The sequence below is a fragment of the Pseudoalteromonas fenneropenaei genome (assembly GCF_042643375.1).
Classification (GTDB): Bacteria; Pseudomonadota; Gammaproteobacteria; order Enterobacterales; family Alteromonadaceae; genus Pseudoalteromonas; species Pseudoalteromonas fenneropenaei.
The window spans coordinates 56,105-75,376 of record NZ_JBHRSD010000039.1 but is presented as its reverse complement, the minus strand read 5'-3'; the positions used below and the strand labels follow the sequence as shown (position 1 = coordinate 75,376).

Genomic DNA, 19,272 nt, shown 5'->3' with positions numbered 1-19,272 from the left:
TAAGTTTACTCAACAACGCCTCGATTGGCCGCATTCAGTTGCCAAAACAAACTAACCATGGATAATCTTTTTCGTCTCTTTATGCCGCCGGCTGGTGGCAGCTAAAAACAATAAAGGTAACTCATGAAATACAAAGCTTTAGCGCTTTCTCTTGCGGCGGCATTGGCATCTACTGCACAGGCTGATGAAGGCCAATGGCAACCACACCAACTGGCTCAATTGCAATCTCAACTTACTGCCAAAGGCATTGAAATTTCTGGTAGTCAGCTGGCTGACTTAAACCAATATCCGATGAATGCGATCGTCAGCCTTGGCTATTGCTCGGCGTCCTTTGTTTCACCTAAAGGCTTAGTGGTCACCAACCATCACTGTGCTTATGGCATGATCCAAAATAACTCCAGCAAAGATAATAACCTGATAGAGAAAGGCTTTTTAGCTAAAACTTTGGAACAAGAGTTACCAGCTGGGCCACAAGAACGACTTTATATTACAGAAGCAGTGACCGATGTCACCAAGCAAGTTTCTGGTGAACTTGATGCTGCACTCAGTGGTGCGGCCCGTTTTGATGCCATTGAAAACAATCGCAAGCAACTGATCAAAGACTGTGAAAGCGATGCCAATTATCGCTGCTCAGTGGTGAGCTTCCATCACGGTATGGAATACTTCCTGATTAAACAATTGATGATCCAAGATGTGCGCTTGGTGTATGCGCCATCTGAAGCCATTGGCAACTATGGTGGCGACATCGACAATTTTGAATACCCGCGCCACACGGGCGACTACTCGTTCGTGCGTGGTTACGTGGGTAAAGACGGCAAACCTGCACCATATTCAACTGATAACGTCCCTTATACGCCAAAAAGCTTCTTAAAAGTGAATGCCAGTGGCGTAAAACAAGGCGACGGTATTTTGCTGGCAGGTTATCCAGGCCGCACCAGTCGCTACCGTTTAGCATCGGAAATTGAGTTTGCAGCAAGTTGGCAATACCCAGCTATGGTCAATACCTACACGCAAATGATCAATACCATTGACCGTTTGAGTGCGACCGATGGTGACCTCAAAGTGAAATATGCGTCACGGGTGAAAAGCTTAAATAACCGTATGAAGAAGCTACAAGGTTTGTTAGATGGCTTTAAAGTGACAGATATTCACGCTATTAAAGTGTCGCAGCAGCAAGCATTACTGGCTTGGATAGCGAGCGATACAGCAAATCAGCAATATCAAAGTGCAGTTGACGGACTAGCGGCTCAGTTAATTAAAGAGCACGCATTCTTGAAGCAAAACTACTACTTCCAAAATGCCAAACAAAGCGATTTGTTAGCGGCGGCAACCACGCTCTACCGCCTTGCAGTGGAATCACAAAAACCGGATGCCGAGCGTAAAATTGGCTATCAAGCGCGTGATTTAAAAATGATTGAAGCGCGCCTGAAGCGGATGGAACGCAGTTTCCACCCAACGATGGACGTCACATTATGGGCAGAGCAGTTAGCCGAATATTTAGCACAACCTGCAGAAACCCGCGTCGCAGCGTTGGATAAGGCACTTAACTTAAGCCCAGGGCAAACTCAAGAAGCGTTAATCAGCGCGCTCACGCCGCTTTATACGAGCACGAGTTTAGCAAGCAATGATGGTAGATTGGCTTGGCTAGGTAAAACACCAGCCGAGTTCCAACAAAGCCAAGATCCGTTTATCCAACTGGCGGTTGCGCTGTTTGAGACCAATATGGCGCTTGAAGAGCAAGAAAAGCAACTCGATGGTGAAATGTCTATAGTCCGTCCAGCTTATATGCAAGCCATCATCGCCTATAACAAAGCGCAAGGTAAGCCGGTTTATCCAGATGCCAACAGCACCTTACGTATTACTTACGGCAGCGTTGATGGTTATCCAGCCGTAGATGGCGTTTACAAAACACCATTTACCTCAGTTAAAGGCTTAATCGCGAAAAAAGGGCCATTCCCGTTTAATGCGCCAGAAGATTTAATTGCGGCTTATCAAGCGGGTAAAACCTATGGTTACTTCTACGACACGTTAGAGCACACAGCTAAGCCATCATGGGGCTGTAAGCTGTTTGGTTGTGAAACCACAGCACCAAAAGCCTTTAACTCAGTTCCGGTAAACTTCCTATCAAGTGCCGATACCACAGGTGGTAACTCTGGCTCAGCCGTCATGAATGGTAAAGGTGAATTAGTCGGCCTGAACTTTGATTCAACTTATGAATCAATCACGAAAGATTGGTATTTTAACCCTGAGATCACCCGCGCTATCCACGTTGATATTCGTTACATGTTGTGGCTTATGGAACATGTCCACGGTGCGCAAAACTTATTGGCAGAAATGACCATAGTACGTGATGCAGAGTAAGATCTTGAGCTGGGCTTAACGTCCGCTCTAGCAATAAAGCGCGAGACACCTCGCGCTTTATTTTTGCTTAAATTTTATGGGCTACGCCCAAGACACTTCCCGCACCCAACGCTGCATATGCGGATAACCGCGCTCCTCGTCGGTCATTAACCACGCATTTAAGAGCGGAAAACCAAAACCATCACCACGAGCAAACGCCTCAATTAAGTTGTTGCTGGCACCGCGATAGCCCGCCTCATGAAAGACTAATTCCAGCGGCAATTGCAAATATTGAATCGCAGCTACCGCCCAAGCGGTTGCTGCCATTTCTTCGCCGTGCATATTGCCGGGCTTACGGCCATGCTGAGTGCCAAACTTAAACACATCACCATGTAGTAAATGACGCTCTTTTGGCTCACAGACAGCAATATGCCCCGCTTCATGGAGAATATCGCCAGGGTACTTCAGTTTATCCAAGTCTATTAACAGCTTACCGTGTTCAAGACATAAGCCGGGCAAAAACGTAGCGCACTCAATACTGCGCAGCTCAAATGGTATTGCAATGGTAGCCAAAAAATCGGTCAGTTTTTTAACGATAGGGTCCATCTTCATTCCCTGTTTTTATGCGATTATTCCAGAGCTTAGCTAAAAATTTCAAGCGCTGCCAATACAGCCCATTACAAACCGCGCGCTTCCATGTGGGTGCTGAGTAAATCGATAAAACGCCGTACCTTAGGGGATAAGTGCTTGCGACTTGGATAAAGTACATAGACATGGACAGGCACCGCAGGGAAATCCTCAAACAACACCACTAACTCATCGTTAGCAAAGGCTTCATCCATATAAAACGCCGGTAAGCGGGTAATGCCAAGCCCTGCACGTACCATTGCCATTTCCATTTGGCCATTATTACACTTAACTCTTTGCCTCACCTGAACTGTGAACGACTCACCTTGTTTATCGGTAAATTCCCAACGATCTGGCTGTTTTAAGTTGCTGTAGCAAATACAGTGGTGCTTGCTCAGCTCACGGGGATGATACGGCTGACCATAGCGCTCAATGTAACTTTTTGATGCGACGACATAAGCCGGCGAGGAAAACAGTTGCTTGCAGATCAGGCTAGATCCGCCCAGCGCTGGCGTTGCCCGCACCGCCAAATCATAACCATCGGCAACTAAGTCAATGTGCTTGTCGCTTAAATCCAGATCTAAGGTGACATTTGGGTAAAGCGCCAAATATTCTGCCAATGCAGGCTGTAAATGGCTTTGCGCAAGGCCGATAGGGCAACTTATCTTCAACTCCCCTTTTGGCAGCGAGTCATTTTGAGTGACTAAATTCACCGCGGTTTCAGCGTCACTGACCAACTGCGTACAATGACGATAAAACGCCTCCCCTTCAGGCGTCAGCGCAATGGAGCGCGTGGTGCGATTTAATAACCGCACACCAAGCCGCTCTTCTAACTTGCCGACTTCTTTACTGACATGTGAGCTAGAATGTCCCAGCGCCTCTGCGGCCGCACCAAAGCCATTGCTTTTGACTACCTGAACAAAAATGGGAATCCCATCAAACAATTGATTAATAGCCATATGGAAATAGTTAATCCACTTTTACGTTATTAATTTCTATTAAAACCTAATATATGATTATTACCAACAAGTCGGGCGATAAAAGCTGCAAATATCCTTAAACTACTTGGCGTTGCCGGTAGGCTTCAAGTAGGTAAGGTTTAAATAGCTTAGCGCCCCAAGTAGACATCATCAGGAGCACAATATGAAAGTTTTAGCCTTTGCCGCCACTAGCAGCCGTCAATCAATCAACAAACAACTTGTTAGCTATGCTGCAACCTTAGTACCGAATGCAACAGTTGAAGTGTTAGATTTAAACGATTATGAAATGCCAATTTATAGTTCAGACCGCGAAGCTGAGTCAGGTATTCCAGCAGCGGCGCAGCAGTTTTTTAGTAAAATTGGCGAAGCTGATGCCGTATTTGTGTCGTTTGCTGAGCACAACGGCTCTTACACCGCAGCATACAAAAACATTTTTGATTGGGCTTCGCGTATCAATCAAAAAGTATTTCAAAACAAAGCCATGGTACTAATGGCAACTTCACCAGGTCCAGGTGGAGCACAAAGCGTGTTAGGTTCTGCGGTTGGCTCTGCACCATTCTTTGCCGCAGATGTTAAAGGCTCACTGTCAGTACCTAGTTTCTACGATAATTTTGATGTAGAAAAAGGTGAACTACGTAACGCTGAGCTGATTGAAAAACTGCAAGCTATTGTTGCGAAGCTATAAATCACTTCACCATAAGGCCGTATTGCACGGCCTTATGGTTCGTTACAAGGTTTTGCTCATAAAATACTTACTGCCCGTTTTTGGATAATGCTGCTGCACCCACTGCACTTCGTAGCCCGCACGTAAGTAAAAATCTTTGGCTTGAAACTCTAAGGTATCCAACAAGGCGTATTGGCATCCTCGCTGCAAAGCAGCTGCTTCAATGCTGGCCAGCAACTTGGCGCCCAAACCTTGCCCGCGCAAACTATCCGCTACCCATAAACGCTCAATATGCAGCCAATTGCCAAATGTATAACCAGACACTCCAGCTATTAGCTGCCCTTGCGCATTTTTATAAGTGGCACCGAGTGGCTCACGGGTTTTCACATCCCAATGGGCGCGATTAAACGCCACCAACTGCTGACTAAGCGCGCTTGCCACCTCGCTATGCTCGCTTTCCAGTAACTCAAAGTGTAAATCTGCTAACGGCTTGCTCATCTATTATGCCACCCATTTGTGATATGCCACGATTGTCATCACTTTCTGCGCACTGTCAACGACCAAAGCGCTCTTCTCATGAGCGGCAAAGTTATAATAGCTTGGCTGCATTACTGACTAACGTGTTCACCAAAGCGCGCGGCTGCAGCGGATTGTTGTATATCATAATGTCAGGCACCACTGGCTATGGTCCTAAATGCCAAAAGCACCAAGAGGCCATAACGGAACTAAGTTGCAATGGGTGGGAAGGTGGCACGTAGCGACATAAAGACATCCTGTTTGTTATTAGTTAACCGTGCTGCGGTTATTTATTGTCTAAGACGCAAATAACACAGAAATGATTTAAATTACCGCAAGAAATTTTGTTTGGTCAAAATAAGCCGCAATACGCCACCATCAAACTGTGGTAAACTCTGGTTATTGAAACAATCTGCGCAATCAAAGCTATTTTTGCCAGAGTCAGCCTGTCGTACAGTCGGTAAATAAGCATGGAACAACAACCTAACAACCCCCTTCACGGCCTCACGCTGGAAAAAATCCTCACCCAATTGCAGACGCGCTTGGGCTGGCAAGGGCTTTATCAACAGATTAATCTCAACTGTTTTTATAAAGATCCGAGCATCAAGTCATCATTGAAGTTTTTGCGCAAAACCCCTTGGGCACGCGAAAAAGTTGAGGCGTTGTATTTAGCCACGTTTAACACCAAACCAGCGCCTACCAGCAAGGCTGAATCGCCTTGGGCAAATGCGAAAAACCGCTTTGGTCAGCAATAGCTTAAGCTTGGCATAAATAGAGAGGTGCGGTGCCTAAACTAGGCGCCCGCTGATAAGCAATACAGCAATTTACGTCTGTACGTTTTCAAAATGGATTAATCTTCAGGGCCGCTCAGGGTAAAAACCAAATGCTGCCGCATATCTTTTAAGATCACACCTTTTTTTAGCATCATACCACTTAGGCGTTTGCGCCATTTGGCTAATTCAGGCTCTGCGTTCGCAAGCGACTGCGCGTCACTAAACTGTAAACGCATCAGTAACGAACCTGGGAATAAATGATACTCCATACTAAACCAGCATTGCAGCATGCCCGGAAATGCCAGTTTTGCTTCTGCCTCTATTGCCTCAGCCACCGCCATGACCAGTGCTTGCTGCTTTTTCTGCACCGCAGAAAGTTTTTTCATATTTGAACCTCAAGGATCTCATTCATGCCAAGTAGCACTTAGCGCAGGGATGCTTCACCACAATAAACAGCGTAATTATACGCATACTTTTGCTGACATAGGCACTGAAGAGAGTACATCAGCACCTTTTTAGATAAGTTTAAATAAGATTTTTTAAGGGTTTGCTGTAAGTACGGCTCACTTTTAATGTTTTTCCCGTACTCAATGTCGCCATATATTCAGAATTACGCAGAGGCTCAAGCTGCCTTACATAAGCCAAATTAACAATGGTGGATTTGTGGATCCGCAAAAACGTCTCTGGCAGCGTACTGCTTTCAAGTTCTTTTAGTCTTGCCCGCATAACATGAGTATCAGTGGCTGTGTGGACACACATATAATCGCCCGCCGCATCAATCCATAAAATATCGTTAAAAGAGATTATTTGAATTGGTCTTTTAGCATCCCGGATCACTAAGTTCTCACTGTCAAATTTATAATCTGATTGATTGACAGTATGCTTGTGCAGCGCATCTTGGTCGCTAATCTCTTGTTGAAGCGCGATAAGCTCACTTTTTTGCGTCAACTTCGCCCTACTTAGCACCCTTTCAACAGCTTCAGCGAGTCTTGCAAGCTTTACCGGCTTGAGTAAATAATCTATCGCTCTCACTTCAAAAGCTTGCACTGCATACTGGTGAAACGCAGTCACAAATATAACAGCTGGACAATTCTCCGGTTGCAGATGTTTTATCAATTCAAAACCAGACTGAGTTGGCATTTCAATATCTAAAAAAATTAGATCTATTTCGTTCTGATTAAGAAGCTCAATTGCATCGTCAACACCAGACGCACTTCCTATAATCTCGATTTCGGGAAATTGCTCGAGTCGGATACTTAAACCTTCCACCGCACTGTATTCATCATCTACCAGTATTGTTTTTAGCTTAATCATTTACCTTAACCACTTATCGGCAAAGTTATACATACCCAAGCGCCACCTTCGTTCAGGTTACCCTTCTCAATTCGGTGCGATTTCCCATACATCAACTTTAAACGTTGCTCACAATTAGCTAAACCTATTCCTCTTTTGTGCGTGTTGCTATTGTCAAAGCCTTTGCCACTATCAGACACCGTTATTTTCAGAGCACTTTTACTTTTCTCAACGGCTACCGCAACCTGCATCACCTTGCCTGAGCGCATACCATGTTTTAAGGCGTTTTCTACCAGCGGCTGAATTAGCATTGATGGAATAAGCAACTCGTCGCATCCATTCTCAACGGATATATCAACAACAAGTTTATCTGCAAATCGGCACTTTTCGATATCTAAGTAGGTGCTCAGAATTCCTATTTCCTCTTTGACAGATACTTTTTCCAATGGGTCGGTATATAAACTGTGCCGCAGTAAATCACACAGCTTTTCAAGCATCTTAACCGCTTCTAAGCTTTCTTTTTTTAAAATCAGGGTACAAATCGCATTGATGCTGTTAAACATAAAATGAGGGTTCAGTTGATAGCGCAACATCTTTAATTGCGACTCTTTCGCAAGATGAGTTGCTTCAGCCACTTTTTGAGTTTGCTCTAAATTATCTAAATAAATTTTAATTCCATAATAAAAGGCGGTCCAAGTAGAGAGCATTGTTAATGAGGCTGACGTCCACGTACCAAAATCAAACCAAGTCATTGACAGCCAAAAATTCCCATAAAACCACTGCAGGGTGATCCACTTTATTTGGGTCCAAATTAAAGTCGCGAAAATGACGATTAAGATATGAAGTGCAACCTTAAGTTTCAGCTCAACAAAGCTCAAATAGGTGAACACTTTACGAAGGGAAAGCGTAATTAAAAATCCACAACTAGTATCAATAATCAAGTGTGGGATATGGATAGCCCAAGGCTCATCACTTGGCACTTTAATCATCAACTCGGTTAGTATGGCATACACCACCCAACCACAGATTTGAAATAGCCAAAACAACTGACTACGAGGATTATCACTCTTCAAATTATTAATCCACAAAATAAAGCAGATGCACTTTGATAAAGCTCACCTGCTTTGCAAGGCCTTAATTATTGCACGCTAACACCAAGGCATTCGAACTAGGTTTGGTCGTAAGCGTCATATCTGCAACAGCCAAACTGGCAGACTTAGCCTCAACTTTCAACACCTCTGCCACCTCTACTGATCCGGCTGATGTATCTTGGCAATGCAACGGGATAGCTAAGGTATGCCATGTCTTATCGCTCATCAAGGTCTCAAACGATTCGAACTTTATGTTGCGTAAGCAATTATCTTTATTACACATAACCCGCAGTTCAGTTGCTTTATTCGGGGCCATGTTCACTCGCATTTTAAGTTCTAAGTAACCAGATTTATGTGCGCTACTAAGTACTTCATGCTTTTGGTAGCCTAGGCTAAGTGTTGCGCTTTTTTCCTTCGTTCGCCAAATAAACTGTCTTGCATCCTCTTGATAAGAAAGGTTTACCGATTGCATTAACAAACTCACGCCGTCACCACTGGTTGCAGATGCGCCGTTATTTAACATCGGCGCGGTATCTGCATCTTGCAGGATCCAGACAAGATTTTCAGACAGACTCCTGACAAACAGAGGTGTAGAATCCGTATTCATTGCCTTTTTTGGCGTTGTTGCTTCGCTCAATACGGGTAGATTAACCTTATCTTTATAAGTTAACCCATAACCATAGGCAAACAACGGGTCGTAATGTTTATCTCCAAGGTTTAAATTATATTGAGCGTCATATTTGGGCCACGAAAAGCTTAATTTACCGGTGAAATCAAACTGAGTATCGCCATTTTCATCAGTCAATAATAGATCTGCAACGCCCTCACCTTCTGAACCGGGTAACCAAGCAGCAACAAAAGCGTCAGAGGCATTTAGCTCTTTATTTACCCAAAGTGGTCTGCCACTTAAGAAAACAGTAACAACCTCAATACCATCCGCTTTTAGCCTCTGAAGTAAGGCTAAATCGGCTTTGGTTTTATATTGATACTCCAAGAACTCAATATCGCCAAACCATTCAGCATAGGGTTCTTCACCTATTACCACAATCGCAACATCAGGCTTTACAGCATAATTTCCAGACTCATTGAGCTCAATTTTCCCTCCTGCTTTTTCTACTTGCGACTTTAAACCGACAAATATAGAAGTTGCATTGGGAAAATCTTCATTGGTGTTATCAGTTCCTTGCCAAGAAACACTCCAACCACCGGCTTGTTTTGCAATGCTATTAGCTCCGTTACCAGCAACGAGGATCTGACTGTTAGCCTTGATTGGCAATAGCTGATTATTATTCTTTAGTAACACCAAAGACTTGCGCACCGCTTCTCGAGCGAGTTTACGATGTTCAATCGCGCCTAACCATTGTGGATATTGTGATTCTGGGCGACTTGAAGGTTTACCTTTAGTCATTACCCCCCATCGAATCTTAGCCCTCAGGAAGCGCCTCACCGCATCGTCAATTCGGGCCATAGCAATGGTACCATTTTTAACTTGTTCAACCGTATTGTGGTAAAAAGCTTCAAAGTGTTCGGGAACCATAATGACATCAACACCGGCATTAATCGCCGCAGCACATTGCTCAAGGTCACATCCTTCAACAAATTTATGCGCATTCCAGTCACTCACTACAAAACCATCGAAACCCATTTGATTTTTAAGTACATCCGTCAATAAATACTTGTCACCATGAACTCGCTGTCCGTTCCAACTATTAAAAGAAGCCATGACAGACTGAACACCTTCATTAATTGCTGAAAAGTAGCCCTGACTATGGATGTCTTTTAATCCTTGCTCGTCAACTAGGGTGTTGCCGCGGTCAATACCGCGCTGTGTGCCGCCATCTCCAACGAAATGTTTGGCAGTTGCAATTCGGCTAGGCGCTTTCAAAAAGTCGCGTTCAACTTCCCCTTGAATACCCTTAACCATTTCCCCTGCATATGCCTTAACTAGCTCTGGGTTTTCTGAATAACTTTCATAAGTCCTGCCCCAACGGTCGTCCCTCACCACAGCCACAGTGGGTGCAAAGCTCCATTCAATCCCCGTTGCTGCCACTTCTTTTGCTGTTGCTTGACCTATGCGTTTTATCAGGTTTGTGTCTCTTGCCGCGCCAAGGCCAATATTATGTGGAAATAGCGTTGCCCCATAGACATTACTATGGCCATGCATTGCATCGGTTCCCCAAATAGTCGGTATCGCAGCACCATCGAGTGATGCATCAACGGAAGCTTCATACATTTCATCGGCATACTTTAGCCAAGTTTCCATAGAGGCACGTTTATTGCCATAAGGAGCGGTATTACCGCCGTTTAAATATGAACCAAAACCATATTTTCGCATTTGCTCAACGCTCAAGTACCCTATCTCAGGCTGGATCATTTGAGCCACTTTTTGCTCAATTGTCATCGTCGCAAGCAGCGCATCAATTTGCTTCTCTATGGCTTGGTCTCGTTTCAGTTTGGTATTAACAAAAGGCCACTTTACACTGCCCTCTTCTGCGGCAAACGAACATTGACTATAAACGAGCCCAGCCAGAATAAAGGGGCAAAATGCTAACTGGAAAAATTTAAATCTAGACATTTAAAACCTATTAAGAACAGAAACTAGAAAAAGACATTTAATATGGTATGTATTCGATAAAGTCATAATAAACCCAAGATGAGGCACCATAATATTGACCGGGAAAATAATTTGCTTGTTGTGAGTTATCACCATACCAGTGATTTATCATGATTTTAGTTTTATCAACTGGCCAAGCGTACGCAGGTATTTCATTGTAGGCTAGCACGCCATCGCCATTGTCTTTATAAACCATTCTAATCGTCCGCTCTTGACCATTCGCATCATATAAATACCAACGAATTGCACTATTTGACCAATCAAAACCAATGGTGAGTAGATTTTCTCGATAATCGAGTCCATATTGGCTTAAATCTATATCTTGCTCCCAACTCTGATAACTTCCTCCTTGGGGTTGGTAGATAACGTTGGTATGGACAACATTACCAAGCGAAGGCAGTAGCTCTATGTCAATTTCTTGCCATGCTCGTCCAGGACTATCCCACCAGGATGTATAGGTGAATATCGAAGACACAGTCCCTGCAACATCACCCGACTTTAAGCTACCTTGAACTTTACCATAGCCGTAGTAGCGATTACTTTGTAGCTCGGCGCATGCCCCTTGGGATGACGACAGTGTTAAGCCATGCTCACTTGGATTAAGCATGTTGGGTTTGAAAGAACAGCCAAAAGGTGTGCCGTTATTGCCATCTCGAGCAGTCCAAATATTATTATCATAACCCCAAGAAAAATTATCTTTGAAGTAATTTGCACTCGAATCAGGTGATAATAAAATAGCACTCAATATCAATGAACTTAGCATGGCTTTTTTCATGTTCACGCTCCATAAATTGGTAGGCTCCCATATTTACAACCGCGATGGGAGCACATAGTGGATAAGAAAGGTTAAAATGAAAAGCCAGCTCGAATACCATAATACCTCGGCATACCAAAACTACCTTTAGGCACACCTTTACTGGTATTGTTCCAATATTGAATAACTTCATCAGTCGCATTATTTACAAATACTTCTGCATACCAGTTTTGACTTTGAGGCTCGTACTTAAAGGAAGCATTGAATACAGCAAATGCATCACGAGTATCGTCGATATACTTTGTTGCTTCATCTGATACAACAAAATTCATATCATCTAAATGTTTATCTAGATTCCATATAGTTGAGTAAGATTTATCCTTCCAGCTTGCATTCAGCCAGCTATGGATAAAGCCATACTCACCTAAATCGAATGTATGTGTGTAACTAATATTCGCCGTATATTTAGGCGTCATTGCTAAGTTATTTCCTTTGAGGTTTGTTGCTAGCAATGTGTTTTCTGGATTTTTTGATTCTTCATAAGAGATATTGAAAAGATACTCAGCGTCGTAATCCCACTTGGTGTTCCAATCTTCTGTAATTGTTGCGTCTGTCCAAGTTACATAACCTGTAACGCGACCATTTGGATAAGGTTTCCAGTCAAACTCAAGCTCAATACCTTTAATCGTTGAAGCGGGAACATTCTGTGTGTAATAGGCAATAACAGGTTGATTGCGAAAATCAAGAATAGGCTTGCCATCCTCACCTAGAATAGGTGAACCATTGTCGTCTTCAACCACAGACAAACGCTCAACATTACCGATTGAGCCAACTGACGCATATTGCATATCGGTATAATCTGTATAGAAAAATGCAGCTTTTAAGTTAAGGGTATTGGCAAAAAAGCTCGACTTAGCACCCAACTCCAAGGTCAACACTTCTTCAGGATCAAATTTAGTTTCAAACCGAGTTACTTCGCCTGTTCTATCATTGACGACTTCAAAAACATCACCAATTCCACCGGCTTTAAAGCCACTCGCCAAATAAGTGTAAAGCATAGTTTCTGAAGAGAGGTCATAGTCTAAGCCAACTCTAAAATCGTGATGCTGCCAACTTCCCTTGTTATCATTTTCAAAGAACGAGGCATAAATACTAGGATCTTCATAGTAATCAACGGGTAGATTGTTCAACTCTGTTCGGTTTAGCCAACCAACGGCACAGCCATCAGCATTTGAACAGCGATACGTTCGACCCCCTTTATCTTGCTTTGTTTCATCACTAAAACGATAGCCTAGCGTTAGATGTAACTTATCAGTGAGTTTGTAAGTACCTTGACCAAAAATTGCAAAAGCATCTGTAGAGCGGTCAGGCTGAGCCCAGAACGCCTTATCATCCATAGGATTATCGTAATAGCCGACGGTAGTCGTTTTTTCATGGAAGTAGTTAGCACCCACAATCCAAATAAAATCGCCCTGTTCATCCGATTGTAACTGTAACTCTGTGGAGAAAGATTTAGCTCCAGTCCCATCTAAGAAATAAGTAGCCCCATCCCAAGGGTCAAGGCCAACTTCGCTGTCTTGAGCGGATGACCTTTCCATATTTTCATAGCCCAGCAACCAGACAACACTGTATTCATCATCGAAGTTGTAATTAAGTGTATTGCGTAGATAAGTGATATCTAAATCTAATTGGCCGGGCACATTCACGACTGCTTGATAGGTGTTGTCGCTCGGCAAGAAGCTAGAGCAATCACCTCCCATATCATCTGGTCTTGCTCTCAACTTGTCGCAGTTCACCAAATCAAGATTATTGTTGCTATTGTTTACGTACTTTTGGAAAACCGTGTGGTTTGAAAAATTCCCATCCAATGGTTCCCAAAGCGCACTGATACGAAATGAGTATTCGTCCGCGTTGTTATAAAAGTCACTTTTCTTTGCGGGCGTAAGCGCACGCACTTTTTGCGCTTCAGGGTCCGTTCCTGCTCCATCAATCCACCAATTTTCTCTTTGCGTTACTGTTTGTCCCACACCTTGGTATGAGTCCTCAGATATGACGGGAGCATTTAGTATTTCGTCAGAGAGCCTGCGAGTATCATATTGATTCGGGTCATAGTAGCCCTCCAAATACGAGTCGCGTTTTAACCCCTTTGCAGAAAAGCGAACAGCAAAATCCTCACTAATAGGTATGTTTACAACACCATCAATGTTTTTGCTATTGTACTTACCCGCTTCAACGCTTACCTTGCCATAGAGATTTTCAAGTTCAGGTTTAGCTGATATAACATTGATACTACCCACTGTAGAGTTTCGACCAAATAAAGTCCCTTGTGGCCCACGCAGCGCTTCAACACGGTCAATGTCATACATCAGCGCAAGTGCGCCTTGCATTCGCGGCGAATAAATACCATCCAAATGCACACCTACGGCAGGGTCGCCAAGTTCTGTTAAATTTGTCGAGCGCACACCTCGCATAGAAATCACGGGCGCAGATTGATCTGTTGCTGTTGAAATATCTAAACTTGGTACAAGGTTGGCAATATCTTTAATGTTATTGACGCCATTTTTTTTCAACTCAGACTCAGTCAGCGCAGTTATCGCAACGGGCGTTTCCATGAGCTTAGTTTTACGCTTAGTTGCTGTTACCGAAATAATTTCTAAGCCATGCTGCTGCTCTTCAGATACTTCCTCTTTAGTCTTTTGCTGTTCATTATTTTGCGCATGAGCTTGCAAAGAGCAAGCGAGCGCGACAGCAACTGCTAAAGCCTTTTTATTTATTGTGTACATATTCAACCCTTAAATTTGTGTTCATGTGTTAAATAATTTACTTTTAATTAAAAAGTATCAGCATGTGGTTTGCTCATTACTAGTCAAATTCGGCAAAGCGAGTTTGAAATAATATGAAGCGAAAATTAAGTGAACTTGAGCTAGGCCAAGAGATTTGAGCGTTTCGTTAGGTAAGGGCCGCGAACCTGTAGAAGTGAATAGGGAATCCCCCAAATAGAGCAGAAAACCGACTCCGCAGAGTTAAAAATCAAAGCTTGCAAATAGCGTGTGATGCACCGTTGCAACTAAGACCAGCAAGTTTGCAAGATTCTTAGGATCAGCTAATTATCTTATGGCATCTATGAGCGAATAGCAGATCAAGTCGATCCAAACTTTAAGCCTGTGTAAATATCCAGGTGTAAATGCAATTCAGCATTTTGGTTGACCCAAGTCTCGCTAAGTCCGGTTATCCACAGGCTCGATTAAATGAAGATTTCTTGTAAGTGAATAAATTTAAAGCGCTTTTAAAGATGACTTAACGAGACTTAAGGTCTCGTTTAAATCTAGGCTCGGTTTTGAAGTGGATAGAATTGCTTGTACCTATGCTTAGATGCTGGTAACGTGTTGTTTATATGAAAATAATTTTGCTAGAGCATCCAAATCAAGGGTTGTGGATATCCGGACTTACACGAAATGCTCAGTAAAACGCTGTTAGGTTACTAATGAGTACAGATATAGAACCGATGTATATTGATTGCGGTAAGCATGGAAAGCGAGTGGCTGCCGTACTATGTGGTCATCTTGTCAAACCTGAGGGAGAGCCTGTCGGTTTCATTGAAAATTCAAGCGTTCCAAATGATCTTCAAGCATGGTGTTATCAATGTGAGGCTGTTTTTGAGGAAGAGGACGGCATGACAGAAAAATTCAGAGAATTTAATCAAATGTCAGTTGTATGTGTTAACTGTTACGAACAAGCAGCACAGTATCACAGCGTAGATTGAGATTCGTAACCTAACAAGCTGTTTAAAATGGACGCCTTACTGCTTGGCTGGCGCTCATTCTTCGCTAATTTTAGCCAAGCGTAATCCACCCAATAACAGGGCGTTAGGCACTCACGATGGTTCGCGACAACACTTATATCAAAATTAAACCAAAAGAAGTTCCAGAACCAGAATCACTCGATGAAAAAGAAGTTTACGCTTTTTTTGGTTTGGCTTCATATACGGCACAATGTTTAGAAAAAGCTTTGGTAAATTTAGCTTTTACATACTCTCTCACTGATAAAAATATAGTGACTCAAGAAGACTGGGATGCTCTTTTTGAGGACGTAAATAAAAAAACATTTGGTCGCTTGTTAGGGATGGTAAAAAAAGATCTTAGTACCTCTGACGAGGTGTTAGAGGAATTGAAACAAGCCTTAGATAAAAGAAATTGGTTAGCTCATGACTATTTTTTTGATTCTATTGGTCAATTTCATACTGAGTCAGGACGTATGACAATGATTAAAGAATTAACTGAAATGATAAAGCTATTCAATAAATGGGACCAATTTATTGAAGGTGTCTACTTACAAATCTGGCAACAGCATGGTTTAACAGAAGAGGTTATTTTAAGGGAAATAGAAAAGCTCAAGGCTGAGAATGCCTAACAAACGCCTCAACAAAGGACGTAAAAAGCTTGGCTTGCGCTCCTTCGTCGCTAATTATAGCCAAGCTTTTTACGCCTGTTAGGCGGGCGTTTGATGACAAGGGGGCGCGATGGAAGTTTTAGATTTAAGCAAATATGATCACTGGATGGCGATAGCTATTACAGGGTTGATTAGTGCTCCAGTAATCCCATTGGGTGCTGGCCCCGATATGTACATCCTAAGTGAGCGGCACTTTAAAAATGCAAAAAGAGATGACTTTTCTTTAGCATTGAAAGAATCATTTGAGGATTTTGGGCTTGAAGCTTCTGAGAAGTTAACGCTAAATGATCCAAAACTAATTTTAGTACCCCTTACTGATATTTCGGATGAGATAGTTGGTGATGCTTTAAAAGTTGCAGATATGGCGCTAGCTTGTTTTAACCAAATGTATTTTCCATCTCGCGCCAGATTTATAAAATGGGAAAGAAGATCAGGTAAGGCTATAGGCGTTACCTGTGTAAAAGGAAAGATTAGCCCGATCATAAGTGGGTTTAATTTAACTGGTCCTGCAATTGTAAAGCACATTGAATATAATTTCTGGGATTGGTTTTTAGCCTCGTCTCTGAGAGGTCAGCTACCTGAGTTGGGGAAGGCGCTATATAAATGCATGGAATGGGAGAGAGAATCACAAAACTCCTCACACATTACACATAGATTTGCTTTCAATTGGGTTAGTTTAGAGTCAATGATGCCCAAAGGTGAATGCCAAGAAGACGCAATGGTTAGGCGCTATTCACTTGTAATTGGAGCGCCAAGAGGCGCAGATTCAAAGAGCATTTTGGCAGATCCTGAGAAGAAGAAATTTTTTGATAAGTATAAAAACAGTCATTCTAAGCGGTGGGTTAGGGCTATCGAAGGTATGTATAGATATCGGTGTGCGATATTTCATGATGGATCTAGTGATTTAAATTCCGAAGATATAGATCCTAAAAAAATAGACTGGTATTACCATCTTTCACAAACGCTAAGTACACGTATTAATCGTCTCGCCGTTAATGCCCTAATAGACAAGGTCGTTACAATAGAGGATTTCTGGAATAGCTACGTCATGGATTACCTATACAGTGAGCGAAACCATTGGGCAACGAATGGTACGTTTATGCAAGATCAGTTGATAAACTTTGATTGGGAAAATGGGAAATACCCTGAGGTCATCTAACAAGTTGCTCAATTTGACGCCGAAAAACGGCGCAAATTAGCAAAGCGTTAAGTGTATAGGTAGAGTAGTTAAACAATGTTTGCCATGGAGTTTCAATGATAGAAAAAATTCGGAAGTGGTGGAAAGGCGAAGCGTATTATCTTGAAAGTGTTTTTCCTGGCATTCGTTATAAACGACATTGGACTGCAAAATTTGCACGTATTATCGTTGAATTTTATTTAAAAAATTGGCAGTGGTGGCTGGGGTTTTTAGTTGCAGTTTCAGGGCTATTTATTGCTTATAAAAAGCTTGTACCTTAAAAATGCACATCACAAACAATTCAACAGGGCTAAAAAACTTGTGGGCTATTAGCTTCGCTCAATGTTAGCCCACAATTTTTTACCCGTTAATCGGGCGTTGAAGAACCGCTTTTGGCACATAGCTGAAATCACTATCAAAAATAGGCCGTTGTAGCTTTGGATTTTTCGCTGTCCGTTTAGAATTAGCCTCATCAATCAACAATACTGCCCGCAGCACCAGCCGCTGCTCCACGCATATTGAAAATTATAGCCGCCTAACCAACCTGTTACGTCGGTGACTTCACCAATAAAGTAGAGTCCGGGCGTTTTTTTGGCTTCAAAGGTTTTACTGGAAAGCTCGTCAACGTCCACGCCGCCTAAAGTCACTTCTGCCGTGCGATACCCTTCGGTGCCGTTGGGTTTAATTTGCCATTGCGTGAGTGTCTGCGCTATTGCCTTTATTTCGCTGTGGTTAAGTTGATTCAGCGGTTTGTCTGGCAATGCCCCTTCTTCAGTCAGGATCTCAATAAAGCGTTTTGGCAATAACGTTGCCAGCACAGTTTTTAGCGATTTTTGTGGGCTTTGCTCACGCCAACCGGTGAGTAGTTCCGTCACATCCTGATCTGGCAATAAGTTAATGGTCACAGCTTGGCCTGCCTGCCAAAAACTGGAGATCTGTAAAATAGCGGGGCCTGATAACCCTCGGTGAGTAAAGAGGATATTCTCACGAAATTGCGTTCCATCTTCACTGCTCACTAAGCTATCAATACTCACGCCTGAGAGGCCTTCAAATCTTTGCTTGTCGTGGTCGTGTAAAGTTAGCGGCACTAGCGCGGCAGTGGTTGGGTGCACTTGCAGGCCAAATTGCTCAGCAATTTTATAGCCAATTGGCGTGGCGCCCAGTTTAGGCATAGTTAAGCCGCCAGAAGCAATCACCAGTGATTGGCAATGCAATTGGCCTTGGTTGGTCGTCACGGTATAACCTTGCTCGTTTCGCTCAACATTTAATACTTCGTGGCGTAAATGCAGTGCAACACCAGCCCACTCACACTCAGTTAAGAGAATATCAACAATGTCTTGCGCGCTGTTATCACAGAATAACTGCCCTAAGGTTTTATGGTGGTAAGCCAAACCATGACGGTCCACCAGCTCGATAAAGTCATGCTGGGTGTAGCGACTTAAGCAGCTTTTAACAAAGTGCGGATTACGACAGAGGTAGTTTTTTGGTGAAGCATTTTCATTGGTAAAATTGCAACGCCCACCACCACTGATGAGAATTTTACGACCCGCCTTTTTACCCATATCGATAACCGCAACTTGGCGGCCGCGATAACCCGCTTGTGCGGCACACATTAAGCCGGCAGCACCGGCACCAATGATCACTACGTCGTAATTCACTCGCTCTCTCGCTCTTTGCAATCAAAGACTATTTTAGGTTGTGCAGTATACCAGAGCGGGAAAAAGCCGTGTACCGGCAATTTTATTTACATTCGTTCACAATTACAAAATGCTACAAAGTTGAAACTTTCGCCAATAAAAGAAATTAATATCCAAAATTTAACATTTTTTTGCATTGAAAATCAGTAAAAAATCGTTCCAACTTTTCCACTGTCATATTAGAGACATATAGACATCCACTTATATCAATTCGGATATGAGAAATAACAAAACTTTATTTTGTTTAATTTAACATCAATTTTACCTTGTTAACCTTCTTTTAGAGTCTGCACTCAA

The 19,272-nt window shown here is 42.8% G+C and carries 17 protein-coding genes; 7 read left to right on the top strand and 10 right to left on the bottom strand.

All coding sequences use genetic code 11. From position 1 onward, the window contains the following. The first annotated feature begins 123 nt into the window (after positions 1-123). A complete protein-coding gene (locus tag ACFOEE_RS17920; protein ID WP_377127583.1) occupies positions 124-2,361 on the top strand; it encodes a S46 family peptidase in 2,238 nt (745 codons plus the stop codon). Positions 2,362-2,442: 81 nt separating this feature from the next. Here ACFOEE_RS17920 and ACFOEE_RS17915 read toward each other — a convergent pair whose 3' ends face one another. Together ACFOEE_RS17915 and ACFOEE_RS17910 are read right to left on the bottom strand one after the other, a co-directional pair. Next, the gene (locus ACFOEE_RS17915; RefSeq protein WP_377127580.1) at positions 2,443-2,946 is read right to left on the bottom strand and encodes a hypothetical protein; all 504 of its coding nucleotides are present in this window, start codon (positions 2,944-2,946) and stop codon (positions 2,443-2,445) included. A gap of 71 nt (positions 2,947-3,017) precedes the next feature. Further along, positions 3,018-3,926 carry a LysR family transcriptional regulator gene (locus ACFOEE_RS17910; protein WP_377127577.1) on the bottom strand — a complete coding sequence of 303 codons (909 nt, stop codon included), beginning with the start codon at positions 3,924-3,926 and terminating at the stop codon, positions 3,018-3,020. A gap of 184 nt (positions 3,927-4,110) precedes the next feature. Between ACFOEE_RS17910 and ACFOEE_RS17905 the strand changes: the two genes are divergently transcribed. Then, complete coding sequence (locus ACFOEE_RS17905; protein WP_377127574.1) at positions 4,111-4,632, top strand: NADPH-dependent FMN reductase; 522 nt, start codon at positions 4,111-4,113, stop codon at positions 4,630-4,632. A gap of 42 nt (positions 4,633-4,674) precedes the next feature. Here the strand turns inward: ACFOEE_RS17905 and ACFOEE_RS17900 are convergent, their stop codons facing one another. Then, positions 4,675-5,109, bottom strand: a complete 435-nt coding sequence (locus ACFOEE_RS17900; protein ID WP_377127571.1) for a GNAT family N-acetyltransferase — start codon at positions 5,107-5,109, stop codon at positions 4,675-4,677. Between the two features lie 488 nt (positions 5,110-5,597). On the opposite strand from ACFOEE_RS17900, the gene ACFOEE_RS17895 reads away from it, so the two are divergent. Beyond that, entirely contained in the window at positions 5,598-5,882 is a 285-nt protein-coding gene (locus tag ACFOEE_RS17895) for a VF530 family protein (RefSeq protein WP_377127568.1), read from the top strand. Positions 5,883-5,977: 95 nt separating this feature from the next. On the opposite strand, the gene ACFOEE_RS17890 is transcribed toward ACFOEE_RS17895, so the two are convergent. From ACFOEE_RS17890 to ACFOEE_RS17865, 6 genes are all read right to left on the bottom strand, one after another. Next, the gene (locus ACFOEE_RS17890) at positions 5,978-6,286 is read right to left on the bottom strand and encodes a hypothetical protein (protein ID WP_377127565.1); all 309 of its coding nucleotides are present in this window, start codon (positions 6,284-6,286) and stop codon (positions 5,978-5,980) included. Between the two features lie 139 nt (positions 6,287-6,425). Next, the gene (locus ACFOEE_RS17885; protein WP_377127563.1) at positions 6,426-7,214 is read right to left on the bottom strand and encodes a LytR/AlgR family response regulator transcription factor; all 789 of its coding nucleotides are present in this window, start codon (positions 7,212-7,214) and stop codon (positions 6,426-6,428) included. A 5-nt stretch (positions 7,215-7,219) separates the two neighbouring features. Next, positions 7,220-8,266 carry a sensor histidine kinase gene (locus ACFOEE_RS17880; protein ID WP_377127560.1) on the bottom strand — a complete coding sequence of 349 codons (1,047 nt, stop codon included), beginning with the start codon at positions 8,264-8,266 and terminating at the stop codon, positions 7,220-7,222. A gap of 61 nt (positions 8,267-8,327) precedes the next feature. After that, positions 8,328-10,859: a glycoside hydrolase family 3 protein gene (locus ACFOEE_RS17875; RefSeq protein WP_377127557.1), complete on the bottom strand. Its 2,532-nt coding sequence runs from the start codon at positions 10,857-10,859 to the stop codon at positions 8,328-8,330. A 37-nt stretch (positions 10,860-10,896) separates the two neighbouring features. Beyond that, complete coding sequence (locus ACFOEE_RS17870) at positions 10,897-11,673, bottom strand: family 16 glycosylhydrolase (protein WP_377127554.1); 777 nt, start codon at positions 11,671-11,673, stop codon at positions 10,897-10,899. Between the two features lie 71 nt (positions 11,674-11,744). Beyond that, a complete protein-coding gene (locus ACFOEE_RS17865; protein ID WP_377127551.1) occupies positions 11,745-14,435 on the bottom strand; it encodes a TonB-dependent receptor in 2,691 nt (896 codons plus the stop codon). A gap of 701 nt (positions 14,436-15,136) precedes the next feature. On the opposite strand from ACFOEE_RS17865, the gene ACFOEE_RS17860 reads away from it, so the two are divergent. The 4 genes from ACFOEE_RS17860 (at position 15,137) to ACFOEE_RS17845 (ending at position 17,559) form a co-directional block, all read left to right on the top strand. Beyond that, positions 15,137-15,415 (top strand): hypothetical protein, encoded by a 279-nt coding sequence (locus ACFOEE_RS17860; RefSeq protein ID WP_377127548.1) that lies wholly within the window; start codon positions 15,137-15,139, stop codon positions 15,413-15,415. A gap of 116 nt (positions 15,416-15,531) precedes the next feature. After that, positions 15,532-16,062, top strand: coding sequence for a hypothetical protein (locus ACFOEE_RS17855; protein WP_377127545.1), 531 nt, complete (start codon positions 15,532-15,534; stop codon positions 16,060-16,062). A gap of 109 nt (positions 16,063-16,171) precedes the next feature. Beyond that, positions 16,172-17,260, top strand: a complete 1,089-nt coding sequence (locus tag ACFOEE_RS17850; protein ID WP_377127542.1) for a hypothetical protein — start codon at positions 16,172-16,174, stop codon at positions 17,258-17,260. Positions 17,261-17,355: 95 nt separating this feature from the next. Then, positions 17,356-17,559 carry a hypothetical protein gene (locus ACFOEE_RS17845; RefSeq protein ID WP_377127539.1) on the top strand — a complete coding sequence of 68 codons (204 nt, stop codon included), beginning with the start codon at positions 17,356-17,358 and terminating at the stop codon, positions 17,557-17,559. A gap of 195 nt (positions 17,560-17,754) precedes the next feature. Here ACFOEE_RS17845 and ACFOEE_RS17840 read toward each other — a convergent pair whose 3' ends face one another. After that, positions 17,755-18,936, bottom strand: coding sequence for a BaiN/RdsA family NAD(P)/FAD-dependent oxidoreductase (locus ACFOEE_RS17840; RefSeq protein ID WP_377127536.1), 1,182 nt, complete (start codon positions 18,934-18,936; stop codon positions 17,755-17,757). Positions 18,937-19,272: the final 336 nt, after the last annotated feature.